We start from the raw sequence: 19,456 nt of genomic DNA, 5'->3' as shown, positions 1-19,456 counted from the left end.
TTCGCCCGCGTGGTGGTGGCCTTCGGGGCCGCCTTCGCGCGGGTGGTGGTCGACTTCGCGGCCGTGGCGCGCGTCGTCGTCTTGGCCGCGGTGGCCTTGGCGGGAGCCTTGGCCGCGGTGGCGCGGGTGCGCGTGGCGGCGGGCTTCGCCGCGGTGGCACGGGTGCTGCGCGTGGCGGTCGCCGAGGCGGCGCGGGTGGTGGTGGCGCGCGCGGTGGTGCCGGTGGCCCGCTTCGCCGCCGTGGCCTTCGGCAGCTTCTTCGAACCGGAAATCACGTCCTTGAACGTGGTGCCCGCGCGGAACGCCGGAACGTTCGTCTTCTTCACTCGCACGGCTTCGCCGGTGCGCGGGTTGCGCGCGGTGCGGGCGGCACGAGCGCGCTTCTCGAACACCCCGAAGCCGGTGATGTTCACCTTTTCGCCCTTGTTGACCGTCCGGATGATGATGTCGACGAGACCGTCGACGGCCTCCGAAGCAACCTTTTTGTCGCCCAGACGCTCCGACAGCGCCTCGATCAGCTGGGCCTTGTTGGCCATTCCAGTCCCTCCAAGAAGAACTCTTCGTCCACGGCCAGGTCGGCCGGCTAACGCACACGGTATTACCAAGACAGCACAAATTCCAAACGGCACGCGAAATTTTCCCTTGCGGCGGGAACGGTTCCGCCCTCCCGAAGGACCCGTTTCCGGGTCCGGGAGGCTCCGTTTGGCGTGGGCGAAGAGGGGGCCCGCCGGGGGCGGATTCCCTTTCCGAGCAGGGAATCCGCGCCCGGCGGCGCAGGTCAGGAGGTCGCGGCGGGCAGCGTCGCGGGCTTCCACGAAGGCCGCTGTGCCTCGAACGCGTCGATGTCCCCCGCGTGGCGCAGGGTCAGCGCGATGTCGTCGAGCCCTTCGAGCAGCCGCCAGCGGACGTAGTCGTCGATCTGGAAGGGCGCGGTGAAGTCCTTGGCCCGCACGGTCTTGGCTTCGAGGTCCACCGACACCTCGGTGCCGGGCTCGTTCTCCAGCAGCTTCCAGAGCAGTTCGACGTCCGACTGCTCGCACTGCGCGGCGACGAGGCCGCCCTTGCCGGAGTTGCCGCGGAAGATGTCGGCGAAACGGGACGAGATGACGACCCGGAAGCCGTAGTCCAGCAACGCCCACACGGCGTGCTCGCGCGACGAACCGGTGCCGAAGTCCGGCCCGGCGACGAGCACGGAGCCGTTCTTGAACGGTTCCTGATTCAGGATGAAGTCCTCCTGCGCGCGCCAGGCGGCGAACAGCCCGTCCTCGAATCCGGTGCGGGTCACGCGCTTGAGGTAGACGGCCGGGATGATCTGGTCAGTGTCCACGTTGGACCGGCGCAGCGGGACCCCGATCCCGGTGTGCTGGGTGAACGGTTCCATGGTGGTGGCTCCTCTCCGGAGGTCAGGCAGTCAGGTCGGCGGGCGAGGACAGCGTCCCGCGCACGGCGGTGGCGGCGGCCACGAGCGGCGAGACCAGGTGCGTGCGCCCGCCCTTGCCCTGCCGTCCCTCGAAGTTGCGGTTGGAGGTGGACGCACTGCGCTCGCCGGGGGCGAGCTGGTCCGGGTTCATCCCGAGACACATGGAGCAACCGGCCTGCCGCCATTCGGCTCCCGCCTCGGCGAAGATCTTGTCCAGGCCCTCTTCCTCGGCGGCCTTGCGCACCCGCATCGAACCGGGCACCACGAGCATCCGGACCGAATCGGCCACCTTGCGCCCGCGCAGCACCTCGGCCGCCGCGCGCAGGTCCTCGATCCGGCCGTTGGTGCAGGAGCCGAGGAACACGGTGTCGACCGCGATCTCGCGCAGCGGGGTGCCCGGCTTCAGATCCATATAGGACAGCGCCTTCTCGGCGGCGAAGCGCGCGTTGTCGTCCGGGATCTCGGCCGGGTCCGGCACCGATTCGCCCAGCGGCAGGCCCTGTCCGGGGTTGGTGCCCCACGTCACGAACGGCGTCAGCTGGTCCGCGTCGAGGTGGACCTCGGCGTCGAATTCCGCGCCCTCGTCGGTGCGCAGCTCGCGCCAGGCGGCGACGGCGGCGTCCCACTCCTCGCCCTTCGGCGCGTGCGGACGGCCCTTCAGGTACTCGAAGGTCGTCTCGTCCGGCGCGATCATGCCTGCCCGCGCGCCCGCCTCGATCGACATGTTGCAGATGGTCATCCGGGCTTCCATCGACAGCTCTTCGATGGCCTTGCCGCGGTACTCGAGGACGTAGCCCTGTCCGCCGCCGGTGCCGATTTTGGCGATCACGGCGAGGATCACGTCCTTGGCGGTGACGCCCGGCTGCAGCGTGCCGTCGACGTTGATCGCCATCGTCTTGAACGGCCGCAGCGGCAGCGTCTGGGTGGCGAGCACGTGCTCGACCTCGGAGGTGCCGATGCCGAAGGCCATCGCGCCGAACGCGCCGTGCGTCGAGGTGTGACTGTCGCCGCACACCACGGTGGTGCCGGGCTGGGTCAGGCCGAGCTGCGGTCCGATCACGTGCACGATGCCCTGTTCGGCGTCGCCCATCGGGTGCAGCCGGACGCCGAACTCCTTGCAGTTGCGGCGAAGCGTGTCGACCTGCGTGCGCGACACCGGGTCGGCGATCGGCAGGTCGATGTCCACCGTGGGGACGTTGTGGTCCTCGGTGGCGATGGTGAGGTCGGGGCGGCGCACCTTCCGCCCGGCCAGCCGCAGTCCGTCGAACGCCTGCGGGCTGGTCACTTCGTGCACCAGGTGGAGGTCGATGTAGAGCAGATCCGGTTCGGCGCCTTCGCCTCGGCGCACGAGGTGGCTGTCCCACACCTTCTCCGCCAGCGTACGAGCCTTGCCGGTGGGGCTGGTCATCTCCGGCTCCTTCCTCGGGATCGGCCGGGAGCACGGAACCCGGACGATGCCGGTGAGGAGGGGGCAGCCGCGGCTGTCCGCGGCTCCGGGTTTCGTTTTTCCCAGATTCTGGACTTCCCACACTGCGGGAAGATAGTATCGCGTCGTGGGACAGCATAGCGGTATCGGAGTACTGGACAAAGCCGTGGCCGTGCTGCAGGCCGTCGCCGAGGACCCGTGCGGGCTGGCGGAACTGTGCACGCGCACCGGGCTTCCTCGCGCGACCGCGCACCGGCTCGCGGTCGGGCTCGAAGTGCATCGCCTGTTGCGGCGAGGGCCGGACGGGCGCTGGCGGCCGGGCACCGCGCTCGCCGAACTCGCGGGCGGTTCGACCGACCCGTTGCTCGACGCGGCGAGTTCGGTGCTGCCGAAGCTTCGCGACATCACCGGCGAAAGCGTTCAGCTTTACCGGCGCGACGGCGTGCAGCGCGTGTGCGTTTCGACCGCGGAACCGCCGAGCGGTTTGCGCGACACGGTTCCGATCGGTTCGCGCCTGCCGATGACGGCCGGCTCGGGCGCGAAGGTCCTTGCCGCGTGGTCGGATCCGCACACGCAGCGGACGATCCTCGCCGACGCGGTCTACGGCGAACGCACTCTGCTCGAGGTGCGCCGCCGCGGCTGGGCGCAAAGCGTCGCCGAACGCGAACCGGGCGTCGCGAGCGTTTCGGCCCCGGTGCGCGATTCCTCCGGCACCGTCGTGGCCGCGGTGTCGGTGTCCGGCCCGATCGAACGCATAGGGCGCAAGCCCGGCGCCCGGTGGGCGGCGGATCTCCTCGCCGCCGCCGACGCGCTCCAGGAACGCCTCTGACGCCCGGCTCCCACCACGCGCCAACCCCAGGCCGCTTCCCGCCACCCCGGCGGGAAGCGGCCTTTTTCGTGCCGCTTCGTCCGTCCCCGCCGCGGGAGCCGAATGAAGCGCCCCTCCTCGAGTGGGCCAAAGCACCGCCGGACAAGAGCCCCGGCACCGCGAACGCTTCGACGCCCAACGAGCGGCCGCCCCTCACCGCTGCCGCACTCCAGCAGCCCCTGTCGCACCCCGTCCCCCCCGACGAACCCACACCCCTCGAAGCACCCCGACGCGAGTCGGCCAAAGCACCGCCGGACAAGAGCCCCGGCACCGCGAACGCTTCGACACCCGACGAGCCGCCACCCCCTCGCCACTGCCCCACTCCAGCAACGCTCCCCCTCGCACCGCACCCCCCCGACGAACCCACTCCGCTCGACGCACCCCGACGCGAGCGGGCCAAAGCGCCACCGGACAAGAGCCCCGGCACCGCGAACGCTTCGACACCCGACGAGCGGCCACCCCTCACCACTGCCGCACTCCAGCAGCCCCTGTCGCACCCCGGCCCCCGACGAACGCGCTCCTCTCAAAGCACCCCGACGGGACGGAGCCCAAAGCGCGCCGAGCGTTTCCGCCCCCCGTGCGCGATTCCCCTGACACAGCCGCCGCGGCAGCGGCCCCATCCGATCGATCGCGTCGGCCGCTCCCCCAACGCACGCTCGGGAACCGATCCGCCCGCCAGCCGACCCCCACCGCGAATCCGGCACCGCGAACGTTTCCGCCCCGGCACGCGATTCCTCCGGCGCCACCGCGCCCGGCGCCCTCGAACGCGAACCCGGCCACCCCGCCTCCGCACCGCCAAGCTCCCTCGCCGACCGCGCCCCCACCCCGGACCGCGTCCCGCCACGCCCGTGCGAGGCAGCGTTTTTCGCCCGGTTTTCGATCGTCCTCAGTAGACCGTCCGGCCCCGCCGGAGATCGTCCGAGCGGCCGCGCGCGACCCCGCCGTCGAACCTCAAGAAAAGGCAAAACCGCAGGACAGCGGGTGTCTACATGCGACTTTGCCGGTGCCGCAAGCACTCTCGCGGGTCTTCCGGCCAGTGAAAGAATCCGGCGCCGCCGCCCTCTCGCGCGGTCTCCGGTTACCCGACACGGCAACGAAAAAGGCAGGTCCCGATTGGACTTGCGAAGTCTATGGGTGATAATGACTGCGTTCGGCCTGTATGGCCGTATAAAACAAGTTCTGGTTGGAGGAACTGGAATGGCCAACAAGGCCCAGCTGATCGAAGCTCTGTCGGAGCGCATCGGCGACAAGAAGGCAGCCGCGGAAGCCGTCGACGGTCTCGTCGACATCATCATCCGCACCGTCCACAAGGGCGAAAAGGTCACCATCACCGGCTTCGGCGTCTTCGAAAAGCGCGCTCGTGCCGCCCGCACCGCGCGCAACCCGCGCACCGGCGAAGCCGTGCGGGTCAAGAAGACCAACGTTCCGGCGTTCCGCGCGGGCACCACGTTCAAGGACGTCATCTCCGGCACCAAGAAGCTGCCGAAGGCGACTGCCGTGAAGCGGGCGACCGCCAGCACCGCGAAGGCGACCGCCACCCGCGCCACGGCGACGACCACCACTCGCGCCAAGGCCACCGCCGCCAAGCCGGCCGCCACCCGCACCCGCGCCACCGCGGCCAAGGCTCCCGCCAAGGCCGCCGCCGCGAAGGCCACCACCACCCGCGCCAAGGCGACCGCCACCAAGGCCACCGCGGCCAAGGCGGCTCCGAAGGCCACCACCACGCGGGCGAAGGCCGCCGCCAAGCCGGCCGCCAAGAAGACCACGGCGGCCGCGAAGAAGGCTCCGGCCAAGCGCACCTCGGCCGCGAAGAAGAAGTAACTCCGGTTCTGTTCGGAACCTGACGACAAGCCCCGCCCGGCTTCTCCCCGGGCGGGGCTTGTCGCATCTCTGCCCTTGTTCCCCGCTCCGCGCGCACTGTCCGGCATCCGCCGCGGGCGCCCGCCGATTCCGAAGCGGCAGCGGAGCGCCGCCGAGATCCGTTGGCGCGCTTGCCCGTCCGGATGCCGCGCCCCGCGAAGCCGTCGCCCGAGCGTCAGCGGCGGGCATTGTCCCCGCCGGACCGCATCCGCGCAGCGCGAAGGAAATCGAGCGAAGCCTCACGCGTTTTCCCGATCACATCGGCCATCTCGCCGCCGTCTCCAGTCGATCACCTGTTCCCCCAAGCAAGTGCGAACGCCCGCCGCGGGGTTTCCTTGCCGTGTCCGGCCCGGCGCCATGCGTGGCCGTCAGGTGTCCGCGGTCACCCAGGCCGCGCAAGGTCCACAACAGACTTTCGGGTTGTTATGCGAACGTGACAACCACGCACGGCGCCCGCGGGTAATCCAGTCGGGCGAACAGTCGAATCCGGACTGGTTTCGCCAGCGCACACCGTCTTTTCCCCGCTGCCGCACCGGTGTCTCGCGAGCGCGCGCACCGCGCCGGCGAAAGTGGGTGCCGGGCCACGAAAACCGGCCGTCATCGGTGAACCGGTCGCGCGATCGGCTCCGATCAGTGTTGGGCTATGCAATCATGTCGCCCGGCAAAGGACCCCGAATGCGAGAACATGAGACGACTGTGCCGATAGTTCGTGTGGAGAAGCTGTACAAAGTGTTCGGCCGCCGGGCGGAAGAAGCGGTCGGCAAGCTGGAGAACGGCGCCGACCGCGCCGAACTGGACCTGCCCGGCGTGACCGCGGCCGTGATCGACGCCTCTTTCACCGTGGAGCGCGGCGAAATTTTCGTGGTGATGGGCCTGTCCGGTTCGGGCAAGTCGACCCTGCTGCGCACCCTGAACGGGTTGCTCCCGGCCACCTCCGGCCGGGTGCTGGTGGACGACATCGACCTCACCGACAAGTCCGCGGGACAGGTGCGCGAGCTGCGCCAGCGGCGGATGAGCATGGTGTTCCAGCACTTCGCGCTGTTCCCGCACCGCACGGTCGCGGAGAACGTCGCCTACGGCCTGAGCGTGCAGAACGCGGCGCGCGAACGGCAGCGCGAACGCACCGCCGAAGCGCTGGAGATGGTCGGCCTCACCGGATGGGAGGACCGGTTGCCCGGTCAGCTTTCCGGCGGGATGCGCCAGCGCGTCGGCCTCGCCCGCGCGCTGGCCGCGGACACCGAGATCCTGCTGATGGACGAGGCGTTCAGCGCGCTGGACCCGTTGATCCGCAAGGAGATGCAGGACCAGCTCCTGATCCTGCAGCGGCAGCTGGGCAAAACGATCGTGTTCATCACGCACGACCTCAACGAGGCGATGCGCCTCGGCGACCGGATCGCGATGATGCGCGACGGCCGGATCGTCCAGGTTTCGACCGCGCAGGAAATGCTCACCGCGCCGGCCGACGAGTACGTCGCGAGGTTCGTGCGCGACGTAGACCGCAGCCGGGTGCTCACCGCGTCCGCCGTGATGGCGCCCGCGGAAATCACCTTCACCCCGGCCACCACGGTCGCCGAAGCGCGGGAAACGATGCGCCGGAACGAACTCTCCGGCGTGCTGGTGACCGAGGACGGCAAGTTCGCCGGCGCGGTCGACCGGCGCGCAGTGAGCGAGGCCGCTGACACGGCAACGATCGCCGCACTCGTCGACCGGTCCGCCGCGCGCACCGGCCCGGAAACCCAGATGGCCGAACTGTTCGGCCACGCCGCTTCCGCTCCCGCGCCGCTCGCGGTGGTCGGCGCCGACGGGGCGCTGCTCGGCGCGGTGACCCGCGAGGCGCTGCTGAACGCGTTGAGCATCGGCGAAAACGACGAGCAGGAGGCGAACGCCCGTGGCTGACAACGTCCTCGTCGGCGACCTGCCGCAGATTCCCGTCGGCTCCTGGTTCAAGGCGGTCATCGACTGGCTGCAGGGCAACATCGGCCCGTTCTTCGATTTCGTCGACAAGATCGTCAACGGCGCGGTCGACGGCCTCACCGCGGGACTGACCTGGCTGCCGTGGCCGGTGCTGGTCGTGGTGTTCGCCGGGCTCGGCTGGTGGCTGCGCGGCTGGAAGTTCGGCCTCGGCTCGGCGATCGGGTTCGCGCTCATCGACAGCCTGCGCGAATTCCCGTCCGCGATGCAGACGTTGTCGCAGGTGCTGATTTCCGGCGTGGTCGCGGTGGCGATCGCGGTGCCGGTCGGGATCGCGGCCGCGCGCAACGAAACGGTGAGCCGGATCGTGCGGCCGGTGCTGGACTTCATGCAGACGCTGCCCGCGTTCGTCTACCTGATCCCGGTCATTTTCTTCTTCTCGATCGGCCCGGTGCCGGGCGTGGTGGCGACCGTCGTGTTCTCGCTGCCGCCGGGCGTGCGGCTGACCGAACTCGGCATCCGCCAGGTCGACCCGGAAATGGTCGAGGCGGGCGAGGCGTTCGGCTCGCCGCCGCGGCGGATCCTGCGGGAGATCCAGATCCCGCTCGCGATGCCGTCGATCATGGCCGGCATCAACCAGATCATCATGCTGTCGCTGTCCATGGTCGTGATCTCCGGCATGGTCGGCGCGCCCGGACTCGGCGCCGAGGTGTACGCCGCGGTCACGAGCCTGAAACTGGACCTGGGTTTCAACGCCGGTCTCGGCGTTGTCGTGCTGGCCATTTATCTCGACCGGCTCACTTCCGCGCTCGGGGCGCGCTCCGCGGTGGGCCGCGCCCTCCGCCGGGCCGACGCGGCCTGATCCACCTCCACCGCAACGAGAAAGGACGAACGAGTGCGCACTTCGAAACGGCTCAGCCGGATCCTCGCCGTGGGCGCCGCCGTGACGGCCCTGGTCGGCCTCACCGCGGCGTGCGGCGGGCGGGAGTCCCAGTCGGGCAACAGCCAGGAAGCCAAGAGCGTCACCATCGGCTACATCAACTGGGACGAGGACGTCGCCCTCACCAGCCTGTACCAAGCGGTGCTGGAGGAAAAGGGGTACAAGGTCAAGACGCAGATGCTCGACGTCGGCCCGATCTACGCCGGGCTCGCGAAGGGCGACGTCGACCTGTTCCTCGACTCGTGGCTGCCCGCGACGCACAAGCAGTACTGGGACCAGTACCAGAACCAGCTCGAAGACCTCGGCGTCTGGTACGACAACGCGACTCTGAACCTCGCCGTGCCCGACTACGTGAGCGACGTGAACAGCATCGCCGACCTCAAGGACAAGGCGAGCATGTTCGGCGGCAAGATCACCGGCATCGAGGCGAGCGCGGGCGAGACCGGCATCGTGCAGAAGGACGCCATCCCGCAGTACGGCCTCGACGGCGCGATGACCCTGCAGAACTCGTCGACCACCGCGATGCTGGCCGCGCTCGACAGCTCGATCAAGGCGAAGAAGCCGATCGTCGTGACGCTGTGGCACCCGCACTGGGCGTACTCGCGCTACCAGCTCAAGGATCTGAAGGACCCGAAGGGCGCGATGGGCAAGGGCGAGCAGATCCACGCGCTCGGCCGCAAGGGCTTCGAGAAGGACTTCCCGGCGCTCGCCGGCGTGGCCAAGAAGCTGAAGATGTCGGACGCGGACCTCGGTTCGCTCGAGGACGCGATCCAGAAGGCCCCGAAGGGCCAGGAAAAGGCCGCCGCCAAGCAGTGGGCGGATCAGCACAAGCAGTTCGTGGACCAGGCTTTCGCCGGTCTCTGACGCGGTGCCGCACGACCCCGCCTCCCGTTCGCCGGGACGGCGGGGTCGTTTCTTTTTCCGCGACGGGGCGGTTGAAGTGGCCGGATTCCCCCTGATTCGTTGCCCAGCACGGTTATCGAGCGGAATCCGCCGCGCGATGCGGCACACTGGGCACATGTCTCGCGCGCCGATCTCTGCCCGCACCGACGTACCCGACGACGTCGACGCGGTGACCGAAGCCGTGCTCACTGCTTCCCGGCTGCTCGTCGCGGTGTCCGCGCGGTCCATCGCCTCCGTGGGCGACCTCATCACGATGCCGCAATTCCGGCTCCTGGTGGTGCTGCATTCCCGCGGCCCGCTGAAACAGGCCGCGCTCGCCGAACATCTCGGCGTCACGCCGTCCACCGCGAGCCGGATGATCGACCGCCTGGTCGCCGTCGCGCTGGTCGCCCGATTGGGCAATCCTTCGTCCCGGCGCGAGGTCGTCATCGAACTCACCCGGGAAGGCGACCGAATCGTCCGCGTCGTCACCCAGCGGCGCCGTCGCGAAATCGCCGCCGTGGTGGAGAAAATGCCCGAATCGGCCCGCCGCGGCCTGGTCGACGCGCTGACCGCGTTCGCCGAAGCGGGCGGCGAACCGCCTGCCGGAAACCCGGCCGACGCCGTGTGGGTCTAGCTTTCCGCCGCCACCGCGCGAATCCCGTCGGCCACTTCTTTCGCCGACGGGGCCTCCTGCGGGTCGAGCAGCCACTGCACCATCAGCCCGATCACCAGCGCGCTCTGCACCGCCCCGCCGACCCCGGCCCGCGCCTCGCGCAACCCCTGCACGAGATGCTGCCGCACGTCCGCTGACCGCTCCGCCTGCACGAGCGCCTCGAGCTGCGCGACCCACAACGCCCGGTGCTCGCCGAAGCTGTCGATCAGCCGCTTCAGCCCCTGTTCGGACAGGTCGAACGACGAATCCGCGACCTGGCCGCCCAGTTCGTCGACCGCCGCGACCAGCGCCTGCGTCAGCAACGCGTCCCGCGACCCGAAGTGGTAGCCGATCGCCGCGTGACTGACCCCCGCCGCGGCCGCGATGTCGCGCACCGTCGTGTTGCCCCAGCCCAGCTCGATCAAGCAGCGCTTCGCCCCGGCCAGCAGATCCTCGCGATTGCCCATGGCCGCACAGCCTAGCCCACGTCTTGCCCAGATGGTTTATCCAAATGGTTTGACCAAATGGACAAAACCGGGCTACGGTCCTGTCCCATGAACGTCTTGATCTCCGGTGCTGGCGTGGCCGGTGTCACCCTCGCCGAACTCCTCACCCGCTCCGGCCACCGCGGCACGATCGTCGAACGCGCCCCCGCCCTCCGGCACACCGGTTACGCCGTGGATTTCCGCGGTGCCGCCTTCGATGCCCTGTCTGAGCTGGGCATTCTCGACGACGTCCGCCAGCACGACACGAAGATGACCGGAACCGCCGTCGTCGATCGCGACGGCGTCCAGGTCGATCTGCTGCCCGCCGAAGCTTTCGCGGGCGAGCTGGAGGTGCCAAAGCACGTCCTGAACGAGCTGCTGTACGGCCTGACTGTCGATCATGTCGAGTACCGCTTCGGCACGTCGATCGCGTCGCTGTCGCAAACTGAGGCCGCCGTGACCGCCGAACTGACCGACGGCTCCACCGAGACTTACGACCTGGTTTTCGGCGCGGACGGCGTGTACTCGAAGGTCCGCCAGCTAGCATTCGCCCCGCACTCAGCGGTGCTGCAGCACCTAGGCCTCTCCGGCGCGGGCTTCACCATGCCGAACTTCCTGGGCCTGGACCACAGCGGCCTCCTCCGCACCTCTGGCCACACGGCGATCTACCTGTTCAACTCAGCGGACGCGGACCGTCTCACCGTGAGCCTGTCCTTCGGAACGACCTCGGGCGTCCTGGACCGCCTTCCCCGCGTCGAACAGGAATCCGCGACGCGCGCCGCTTTCGCCGGTGACGCTTGGCACACGCCTCGCCTGCTGGAGGCGATGTCGGAGGCTTCGGACTTCTACTTCAGCTCGAGCACGCAGGTGCACCTGAACCGCTGGTCGACCGGCCGGATCGCCCTGGTGGGCGACGCCGGGTACTGCGCCGCCCCCACCGCGGGCATGGGAACTTCACAGGCCTTGCTCGGCGCTCGTTCGCTGGCCCGCCATCTGGCCGCCTCGGCCTATCCGGAGGCTTTCGCCGGGTACGAAGCCGAACTCCGGCCGTATGTGACGGAAAACCAGGCGAATGGCCGCTCGGCAGCCGCGTTGTTCGGCGGGCGGGATTGATCCTTTTCCGCGCTTTCGACGGCACATACAACAAAGCCCGGTTGATCTTTGCTGATCAACCGGGCTGGCTGTACCCCCGATGGGATTCGAACCCACGCTACCGGCGTGAGAGGCCGGCGTCCTAGGCCGCTAGACGACGGGGGCTTAGGAACTTCCCCGTTTCCGGGGCTTTTCTTGCGAGAGAGAACTTACCAGAAGCGATTTTCGCACTTCCGAGAGGGGGTCCTCTCTGCAGCTGGGGTACCAGGACTCGAACCTAGACTAACTGGACCAGAACCAGTCGTGCTGCCAATTACACCATACCCCAGTGAGGTACTTTCCCGGTTGCCCAGGTCAGTGCCGCACGAGAAGAAATACTAGAACATCCCGCCGCGGACCGTCGCAGCGGGGTCCCCGCCGCGCGCGGGGCGGGCACGCCGACCGTCGCGTACTCCGAAACCAGCAGCTCAGGAAGCTCGTCGAGCCCGGACACGGTGTGCACCCCGTCCGGAGCCCGCTCGCCGGTGCGGCTGGTCCCGTCGCGGTCGAGCCAGACCGCGCCGAGCCCGGCGTCGAACGCGCCGATCGCGTCGGTGTCGAGCTTGTCCCCGACGTGCACCGTGCGCTCCGGCGGGCACTCCAGCGCCAGGCAGACCGAGTGGAACATCACCGGATCGGGTTTCGCGACCCCGACCTCGCCCGCGATCGCGACGTGGTCGAAAAACGGCGCGAGCCCGAGCTCCGCGATTTTCCGCCGCTGATGAACCCCTGAGGCGTTCGTCACGGCGGCCAGGTGCAGCCCCGCGGCGCGCAGCCATTCCAGACAAGGAAGAACGTCGTCGAATAACCGCCAGGACCGCGCCAAAATCTCCAGCCGGCGCGCCTCGAACGCGCTCACTTGCGCGGAGTCCGCGGAGATCCCCAACTCGGCGAGGAAACATTCGGTGCGCCGGTGATGCATCACGTCGTAGCCCAGCTTCCCGGCGACGACCAGCGCGACGTGCTCCTCGGTGATCAAATCCCACAACGGCCAAAGATCGTCGCGCCCGGTGAGCGCATGCAAGGTACGGCGGATCGCGGCGGTGCAGTCGATCAACGTGTCGTCGATGTCGAGACAGACCAGGCTCAGCTCAGGAGGCGCCCACGGTTCACGACCGGCAGCGGCCGGCGGGGCAGTACGAGCACGCGACAGAGCGGCCGGGGCGAAATCCACCCCGTGAGGCTAGGGCACGCGCCGCGTTCGCAACGCGGCCAAAAAGGTGATTACCCCGAGCCCCTTGCCGCTGACCGGCTCTACTGCCGGTGCACAAAGTGTCCGCCCCGTGACGTTCACCACCGCCCCAGAGGGCCGAGCGGGTGAAAGACGCTTACTCCACGCTCGCCGCGAAAACTTGCCAATTCCGAACGATCTTCTCCGAGGCGCGTGCTGCCGTCCCCTCGCGCGGCCGTCGAGAAACCCCTTTCGCCACAACCCTTTCCCGCCTGTGGCCCTCTGTTCGGACCGTCCTCAAGCAACATCAACCACGCATAAGTTCCGCGGCCGAACTAACCGCCCGAAATCCTTTTCCGGAAAATGCCGCCACTCACCGCAGTTTCCGACCGGACGGCGGCGTCCGGTCATCCCCGCCCGAGATCCACATACGTGAACCACGCGCCATTACGCAAACTCCCCACATTCTGGTCCCGGCGAGGCAACATCAACTCCGCTGTCCGCACCAGCCAGCCGCTCTTTCCACTTCTTCCCGACGGCGGCCGCGCTCGCCAATCCCCGCCAGGATCGTGCGCGGGTAACCGCCTCATGAGCCGCCGTCGCTGTACGTCTCCTCCGGAGAAACCCCACTCGGGGCCCTTCCCTTCTGTTCACGCCTCACCCACCCTTTCCGACCTTTCCCTGCCCGCTTCCGCGGCTTCCCGTTCCGCCGCACCACCTTTTCTTCCCATGCCCTCCCCTGCCCCTTCCTTTTCCACGCCCCCTCGCTCGTCCGCTTCTGCCCGCCGCACCCGCCTCACTCGTCCGCTTCGTCCCACAGCACCCGCCTCGCTCATCCGCTTCCGCCCGCCGCACCCGCCTCACTCGTCCGCTTCGTCCCACAGCACCCGCCTCGCTCATCCGCTTCCGCCCGCCGCACCCGCCTCGCTCATCCGCTTCCGCCCGCCGCACCCGCCTGCCCGCTCCACTACTGCCACCCACCCCTTGGGCCACTTGCCAGTCCCCTGTGCCCCACATCGCTCTCCCGCCGCACCCCCTTCCCCGCCCCGCCTCACTCGCCCGCTTCTTCCGCCGCACCCGCCTGCCCGCTCCACTGCTGCCCACCGCCCCTTGGACCACTTGCCAGTCGCCTGCCCCACATCGCTCTCCCGCCGCATCCCCTTCCGCCCCCGCTCTGTCGGCAAAGAACCCACCACCCCATCGGCCGACTTGACGCACCCTCCGCCCGAGGTGCATCCTCACTGTTATTCAACAGCCGATGAATAAGGGGTGGGGAAGATGACCGAGCACACGGGCTGCGTCATCGTCGGCGGCGGACCAGCAGGCATGGTGGCGGGCTTGCTCCTGGCCCGAGCGGGCGTGGAAGTGACCGTCCTGGAAAAGCACGCGGACTTCCTCCGCGATTTCCGCGGCGACACCGTCCACCCGTCCACCCTCAGGCTCCTGGACGAACTGGGTCTCGGCGAAAAGTTCGAAGCCCTGCCGCACACCAAGGTGACCGCAGTCGGACTCCCGACCCCGGACGGCGGCTCGCTGACCCTCGCCGACATGTCGTTGCTGCACGTCCCCCGCCCCTACGTAGCGATGGTCCCCCAATGGGATTTCCTGGACCTGCTCGCCGAAACAGCGCAGAAGGAACCGACCTTCACCCTCCGCATGGAAACCGAAATGACCGGCCTCCTCCGCTCAGGCCGCAAAGTCACCGGTGTCCGCTACCGCACCGCGAACGGCGCCGAAGGCGAACTCAACGCAAACCTGGTCATCGCCGCCGACGGCCGCTGGTCCCTGGCCCGCCGCTCGGCCGGCCTGACCCCGCGCGAGTACTACACCCCGTTCGACGCTTGGTGGTTCCGTCTCTCCCGCAAGCCCGAAGAACAGGAAGCCTCCCTGGTGCCGAGGATGCGCAACCACCGCTTCGCGGTGCCGTTGCCGCGCAAGGGCTACTACCAGATCGCCTACCTCACGCCGAAAGGCAAAGACCTGAACGCCGCCGGCATCGAAAGCTTCCGCCGCGACGTCACCGAGGTCTGCCCGGAATTCGCCGACCGCGTCCACGAACTGAAGTCGATGGACGACGTCAAGTTCCTCAACGTCCGTCTCAACCGCCTGCACCGCTGGCACGTCGACGGCCTGCTGTGCATCGGAGACGCCGCCCACGCGATGTCCCCAGTCGGCGGCGTCGGAATCAACCTGGCAGTACAAGACGCCGTCGCCGCCGCGAGGCTACTGGCCGACCCGCTCCTCCGCGGCAAGCCGACCGAACAGGACCTCACCGCAGTCCGCCGCCGTCGCCTCCTGCCGACCGTCGCCGTCCAGGGCCTGCAGCGTCTTCTCCACCGCCGAGTAATGGGCCCAGTAATGACCGGCCACGCCGACGGTCCGCCGCCTCAATTGATCGCCCTGCTCAAGCGCTTCCCGAGCCTCGCCCGCGTCCCGGCCTACCTCATCGGCGTAGGCATCCGCCGCGAATCCGCCCCCGCCTTCGCCCGCCGCCCAGCAGAACCGGCCACCCGCTAACCCACCCCCAGGTCAGCCACCACCCGGCAACGCCAGCCCCCGAACCCACCCAACGCTCGCCCGTCGCCCACTGGCAAACACCCGCCGGTCGGCCACAACAATGCCGACGCGTCCTCGCCTCCTCGGCACCGCTCCATAGACCACCGACACAGCCGCCTCGCCGCTAAACGGCAACCGCAAGCCAGCTCCTCCCCCACGCGAACCGCTCATCCAGCGGCCGACGCCCCTCGCCACTGAACGGCAAAACTCCCGACCGCTCAGCACCCGGGCACCCAAACGCTCTAGCCCTTCACCGGCACGCCAAGGATCACTTCCGTCGAGCACCTTCGCAGTACCCGACCAGCACACTCCGCAGCATCGATGCACAGCTAAACGGAACTCATTCATTCGCCGCTGAACGGCAACACGACCAGCTCGCCAACCGCCCACCAGCGAGCCCCTCGCCACCGACCGGCAACAACACCGACCAGCCCAACCACCAGTCGCCCAGCCGCCCACGCGCCACTCCGCGGCAACGGCACCGACCGCTCACCAAACGAGCCTCAAAACCATTCGCCACTCAACGGCAACAGCCACCGCTGTCACCCACCCAAGCGGCAATCAGCTGTCGCCGCTCAACGGCGACAGTCACCCTGCCATCGCGCCCAAGCCGCAAACCCCTGTCGCCACTTAACGACAACAGCCATCCGCAGCCAACCCAAGCTGCAATCACTTCTCGCCACTCAACGGCAACGGCAGCCACGGCTTACCAACGCCAGGACAACTCGCTTCTCGCCACTAAGCGGCGACAGCAGCGTCAGCTCACCAACGCGAACACCAATCACCTTTCGCCACCAAGCGACGACACCGTCAACTCACCAACACAGACGCCAGTCGCCTCTCGCCACCAAGCGGCAAACAGCATCGCCAGCTCGCCAACAAGAAGGCCAAGCCTTCTTTCGCCACCCAGCGGCGACAGCACCAACGACTCGTCCCTCTCCGCCCAGCGGCGACAGCGCTGCCGACTCTTCTCTCGCCACCAACCGGCGAGGGTGCCGCCGACTCACCGACCAAAGCGCCAGCAACCATTCGCCGATAAACGGCAAGAGCCATCCACAGCCACCACACAAGCGGCAAGCACCTCTCGCCGCTCAACGGCAACGGCCCCGCCTACCCGCCAACCCAGACACGAGCCGCCAGCTCGCCACCAACCAGCAACAGCCCAAGCCACCGCCCCGGCCTCACCCCGACGGCCGAAAACAACCCCCGACCAGGGATTCGCCACTAAACGGCAACGCCCGAACCCACCCCCACCAAGCCACCGTCGCCGCAAAACGGCGACGGCCAGCTCAGAGGTCCTGCACCGGATTCGTCAGCGTCCCGATGCCGTCGATCGTGATGGACACCGACTGCCCGTCGACGATCGGCCCGACCCCCTCCGGCGTGCCGGTGAGGATCACGTCTCCGGGAAGGAGCGTCATCACGCGCGACACGAACTCGACCAGTTCGGGCACCTTGTGCACGAGGTCCGAAGTCCGGCCGTCCTGCTTCAGTTCGCCGTCGACCTCGCTGCGGAGCGCCAGGTCGGACGGGTCGATCGACGTCTCGATCCACGGACCGAGCGGGCAGAAGGTGTCGAACCCCTTCGCCCGGCCCCACTGGCCGTCAGACTTTTGCAGGTCACGCGCGCTCACGTCGTTGGCGACCGTGTAGCCGAGGATCGCGCTGGCCGCGCGCGCCGCGGGCACGTTCTTCACTGGCTGTCCGATGACGACTGCGAGTTCGCCCTCGAAATCGACGCGCCCGACGTCCGACGGACGGCGGATCGGAGCGTTCGGCCCGACCACCGTCGTGGACGGCTTGATGAACAGCATCGGCGCGGACGGCACCTCATTGCCGAACTCCGCCGCGTGCTTCGCGTAGTTCCGGCCGACGGCGATCACCTTCGACGGCAGGATCGGCGCGAGCAGCCGGACGTCGGCCAGCGGCCACCGCTTGCCGGTGAAGTTCGGCTGGCCGAACGGGTGTTCCGCGATCTCCAGGACCTGAGCATCGTCGCCGTCCCCCTCGATCGAAGCGAACGCGACACCACTGGGATGAGCAATACGAGCTAGACGCACCGCACCAGTCTACGTACCCGCACCGACAGTCGCGCACCCCGAGCGGGCGCGAGAGTCCCCCTCGCCCAATCCACGCGAACACGACACTTCGCACCAGCGGATGAGCAGCCGCGACCGCACCGGCGCGAAAGGACCCTTCACGCCAGCCAGATACGACCACGCACCACAGGAACGGCCTCATCGACACGATCGTGAGTCGCGATGTCCATCGCAGGAAGGACCACCAGGCGCGAATGTCCCAACCCAGCGCACCCGTAGGCGCGATTCACCCCACAGCAGCCACCCCCAGCTCAGACACTGACTGCCCAGACGCGACCGTCAGGCTTTTGTGGACCAACGCGTCGCACAACGCCAGCCAGCTCGCCTCGACGATGTTGCCGTGCACCCCCACCGTCGTCCATTCGTGTTCGCCGTCACTAGTTTCGAGAAGCACCCGCGTGACGGCGTCCGTACCCGGATTGGACGGCAGGATCCGCACCTTGTAATCAGCCAGCTCCACGCTGTCCAACCAGGACAGATACGGCGTCAACGCCTGGCGCAGCGCCGCATCAAGGGCGTGCACCGGGCCGTTCCCTTCCGCGGTCGCGATGACGCGCTCGCCCGCGACGTGCACCTTCACCGTCGCCTCGGAAACGACTTCGCCGTCCGAACGGTGGTCCAGGACCACCCGATAGGACTCGAGCTCGAACGGCGGCGGATCCGACTTTTCGCCGGAAACCTCCTCGACCTCGCGGCGCAGCAACAGCCCCAGCGACGCGTCGGCCGCTTCGAACGACCAGCCTTCCGATTCGAGTTCTTTCACCTTTCGCACCGCGTTCGTCAGCGCGTCGGGCCGGCCGGCAAGGTCGACCCCGAGTTCACGTCCCTTGAGCTCGAGGCTGGCCCTGCCGGCCATCTCCGTGACCAGTACTCGCATGCCGTTGCCGACGGAGGACGGATCGATGTGGTTGTACAACAACGGATCCACCTTGATCGCGCTCGCGTGCAGCCCCGCCTTGTGGGCGAAAGCGGACAACCCGACGTAAGCCTGGTGGGTGTCGGGTGCGAGGTTGGCGATTTCGGCTAAGGCATGGGAGACGCGAGTGAGCTCGGCGGCTCCTCCGGTCGGGAGGACGTCCATTCCGAGCTTGGTCACGAGGTTTCCCGCTACGGCGAACAGGTCGGCGTTGCCTGCCCGTTCCCCGTAGCCGTTCGCGGTGCACTGCACGTGCGTCGCGCCGGCCTGCACCGCGGCGACAGAGTTCGCCACAGCACAGGAAGTGTCATCCTGGCAATGGATTCCGAGTCGGAATCCGGTCTTTTCCTTGATCTCGCCTACGGTTTCAGCAAGTCCCAACGGCAGCTGCCCGCCGTTGGTGTCGCACAGCACGAGGACGTCCGCGCCAGCGTGCGCCGCTGCGTCGAGCACCCGCAGCGAGGTTTCGGGAGAGAAGGCGTAGCCGTCGAAAAAGTGTTCTGCGTCAAGAAAAACTCGACGACCTTCGCCGACGAGGAACGCGACCGTGTCCCGCACCATCGCGCATGCCTCGTCGACGTCCACCCGCAACGCCCGCTCGATGTGCCGTAAGTCCGATTTAGCCACCAAGGTGATGACCGGTGCCTCCGAATCCAACAGCGCACGGACCTGAGGATCCTTGTCGGCCGCAGTGCCTGCCTTGCGCGTGGACCCGAACGCGACGAGCGCGGCGTGCTTGAGCGGCAACTCTCCCTTTGCCGCGCGGGAAAAGAACTCCGTGTCCTTCGGCAGAGCACCCGGCCAGCCGCCCTCGATGAACCCGACACCCAGCTCGTCCAACAGCCGCGCGACGGCCAGCTTGTCCGTGACCGAGTAGGTGATTCCTTCGCGCTGAGCACCGTCGCGCAAAGTGGTGTCGTAGAGGTGGAAGGCATCGCCAAGCGGCGTGCCGGCGGGTTCCGTGCGGGTCACGGTGTTCTCCTTGTGGCGGGGCAGAACCTGGTCCAGGCAACAAAAAAACCTCCCGCATGGGTGCGAGAGGTTGCGCGCCGGTAGCTCTTGTGGAGCGTCTATCCGGCGCGCAAGGCAATAATGACGGAGATGGCGGTCATGTCGGCCATCATGCCACAGCTTCG

Annotated in this window: 15 protein-coding genes and 2 tRNA genes; 8 read left to right on the top strand and 9 right to left on the bottom strand. The window is 68.3% G+C overall.

Translation table 11 applies throughout. The features are described from left to right. The 3 genes from SSMG_RS06900 to leuC form a co-directional block, all read right to left on the bottom strand. Window positions 1-536 (bottom strand): HU family DNA-binding protein (locus SSMG_RS06900; RefSeq protein ID WP_009074085.1); only part of this gene is annotated, 536 nt, incomplete at its 3' end. Between the two features lie 242 nt (window positions 537-778). Next, window positions 779-1,381, bottom strand: a complete 603-nt coding sequence (leuD, locus tag SSMG_RS06895) for a 3-isopropylmalate dehydratase small subunit (RefSeq protein ID WP_009074083.1) — start codon at window positions 1,379-1,381, stop codon at window positions 779-781. A gap of 22 nt (window positions 1,382-1,403) precedes the next feature. Then, window positions 1,404-2,828, bottom strand: coding sequence for a 3-isopropylmalate dehydratase large subunit (gene leuC, locus SSMG_RS06890; protein ID WP_009074081.1), 1,425 nt, complete (start codon window positions 2,826-2,828; stop codon window positions 1,404-1,406). A gap of 145 nt (window positions 2,829-2,973) precedes the next feature. On the opposite strand from leuC, the gene SSMG_RS06885 reads away from it, so the two are divergent. The 6 genes from SSMG_RS06885 to SSMG_RS06860 all read left to right on the top strand — a co-directional run bounded on the left by SSMG_RS06885 (window position 2,974) and on the right by SSMG_RS06860 (window position 9,944). Beyond that, window positions 2,974-3,675, top strand: a complete 702-nt coding sequence (locus SSMG_RS06885; RefSeq protein WP_009074079.1) for an IclR family transcriptional regulator — start codon at window positions 2,974-2,976, stop codon at window positions 3,673-3,675. Between the two features lie 1,236 nt (window positions 3,676-4,911). Next, on the top strand, window positions 4,912-5,535 hold the full coding sequence (locus SSMG_RS06880) for an HU family DNA-binding protein (RefSeq protein WP_009074075.1): 624 nt from the start codon (window positions 4,912-4,914) through the stop codon (window positions 5,533-5,535). A 714-nt stretch (window positions 5,536-6,249) separates the two neighbouring features. After that, window positions 6,250-7,470 (top strand): glycine betaine/L-proline ABC transporter ATP-binding protein, encoded by a 1,221-nt coding sequence (locus tag SSMG_RS06875; RefSeq protein ID WP_009074073.1) that lies wholly within the window; start codon window positions 6,250-6,252, stop codon window positions 7,468-7,470. Next, a complete protein-coding gene (locus tag SSMG_RS46685; RefSeq protein ID WP_009074071.1) occupies window positions 7,463-8,347 on the top strand; it encodes a proline/glycine betaine ABC transporter permease in 885 nt (294 codons plus the stop codon). Before SSMG_RS06875 ends, SSMG_RS46685 begins: the two co-directional genes overlap by 8 nt. A gap of 33 nt (window positions 8,348-8,380) precedes the next feature. Beyond that, window positions 8,381-9,289 (top strand): glycine betaine ABC transporter substrate-binding protein, encoded by a 909-nt coding sequence (locus SSMG_RS46680; protein ID WP_009074069.1) that lies wholly within the window; start codon window positions 8,381-8,383, stop codon window positions 9,287-9,289. Between the two features lie 154 nt (window positions 9,290-9,443). Beyond that, window positions 9,444-9,944: a MarR family winged helix-turn-helix transcriptional regulator gene (locus tag SSMG_RS06860; protein WP_050788126.1), complete on the top strand. Its 501-nt coding sequence runs from the start codon at window positions 9,444-9,446 to the stop codon at window positions 9,942-9,944. Here SSMG_RS06860 and SSMG_RS06855 read toward each other — a convergent pair. Next, the gene (locus SSMG_RS06855; protein WP_009074066.1) at window positions 9,941-10,429 is read right to left on the bottom strand and encodes a TetR family transcriptional regulator; all 489 of its coding nucleotides are present in this window, start codon (window positions 10,427-10,429) and stop codon (window positions 9,941-9,943) included. The genes SSMG_RS06860 and SSMG_RS06855 overlap by 4 nt on opposite strands. Before the next feature lie 87 nt (window positions 10,430-10,516). Here SSMG_RS06855 and SSMG_RS06850 point away from each other — a divergent pair, with 87 nt between their 5' ends. Next, complete coding sequence (locus tag SSMG_RS06850) at window positions 10,517-11,560, top strand: FAD-dependent monooxygenase (RefSeq protein ID WP_037712828.1); 1,044 nt, start codon at window positions 10,517-10,519, stop codon at window positions 11,558-11,560. Window positions 11,561-11,631: 71 nt separating this feature from the next. Here the strand turns inward: SSMG_RS06850 and SSMG_RS06845 are convergent. The 3 genes from SSMG_RS06845 to SSMG_RS42950 form a co-directional block, all read right to left on the bottom strand. Then, window positions 11,632-11,704 (bottom strand) — tRNA-Glu (locus tag SSMG_RS06845). A gap of 91 nt (window positions 11,705-11,795) precedes the next feature. Continuing rightward, window positions 11,796-11,867 (bottom strand) — tRNA-Gln (locus SSMG_RS06840). Continuing rightward, window positions 11,853-12,752 carry an HAD family hydrolase gene (locus SSMG_RS42950; RefSeq protein ID WP_009074062.1) on the bottom strand — a complete coding sequence of 300 codons (900 nt, stop codon included), beginning with the start codon at window positions 12,750-12,752 and terminating at the stop codon, window positions 11,853-11,855. The genes SSMG_RS06840 and SSMG_RS42950 overlap by 15 nt, the downstream gene beginning before the upstream one ends. A 1,275-nt stretch (window positions 12,753-14,027) precedes the next feature. On the opposite strand from SSMG_RS42950, the gene SSMG_RS06830 reads away from it, so the two are divergent. Beyond that, window positions 14,028-15,266 carry an FAD-dependent oxidoreductase gene (locus tag SSMG_RS06830; protein WP_037716719.1) on the top strand — a complete coding sequence of 413 codons (1,239 nt, stop codon included), beginning with the start codon at window positions 14,028-14,030 and terminating at the stop codon, window positions 15,264-15,266. Between the two features lie 1,328 nt (window positions 15,267-16,594). Here SSMG_RS06830 and SSMG_RS06825 read toward each other — a convergent pair. Beyond that, window positions 16,595-17,365 (bottom strand): fumarylacetoacetate hydrolase family protein, encoded by a 771-nt coding sequence (locus SSMG_RS06825; protein WP_009074058.1) that lies wholly within the window; start codon window positions 17,363-17,365, stop codon window positions 16,595-16,597. A gap of 265 nt (window positions 17,366-17,630) precedes the next feature. Continuing rightward, the gene (cimA, locus tag SSMG_RS06820) at window positions 17,631-19,292 is read right to left on the bottom strand and encodes a citramalate synthase (RefSeq protein WP_009074055.1); all 1,662 of its coding nucleotides are present in this window, start codon (window positions 19,290-19,292) and stop codon (window positions 17,631-17,633) included. Between the last annotated feature and the right edge of the window lie 164 nt (window positions 19,293-19,456).

The organism is Streptomyces sp. AA4, from assembly GCF_000158875.1.
Lineage (GTDB): Bacteria > Actinomycetota > Actinomycetes > Mycobacteriales > Pseudonocardiaceae > Amycolatopsis.
This window is presented reverse-complemented; position numbering and strand designations above follow the sequence as displayed.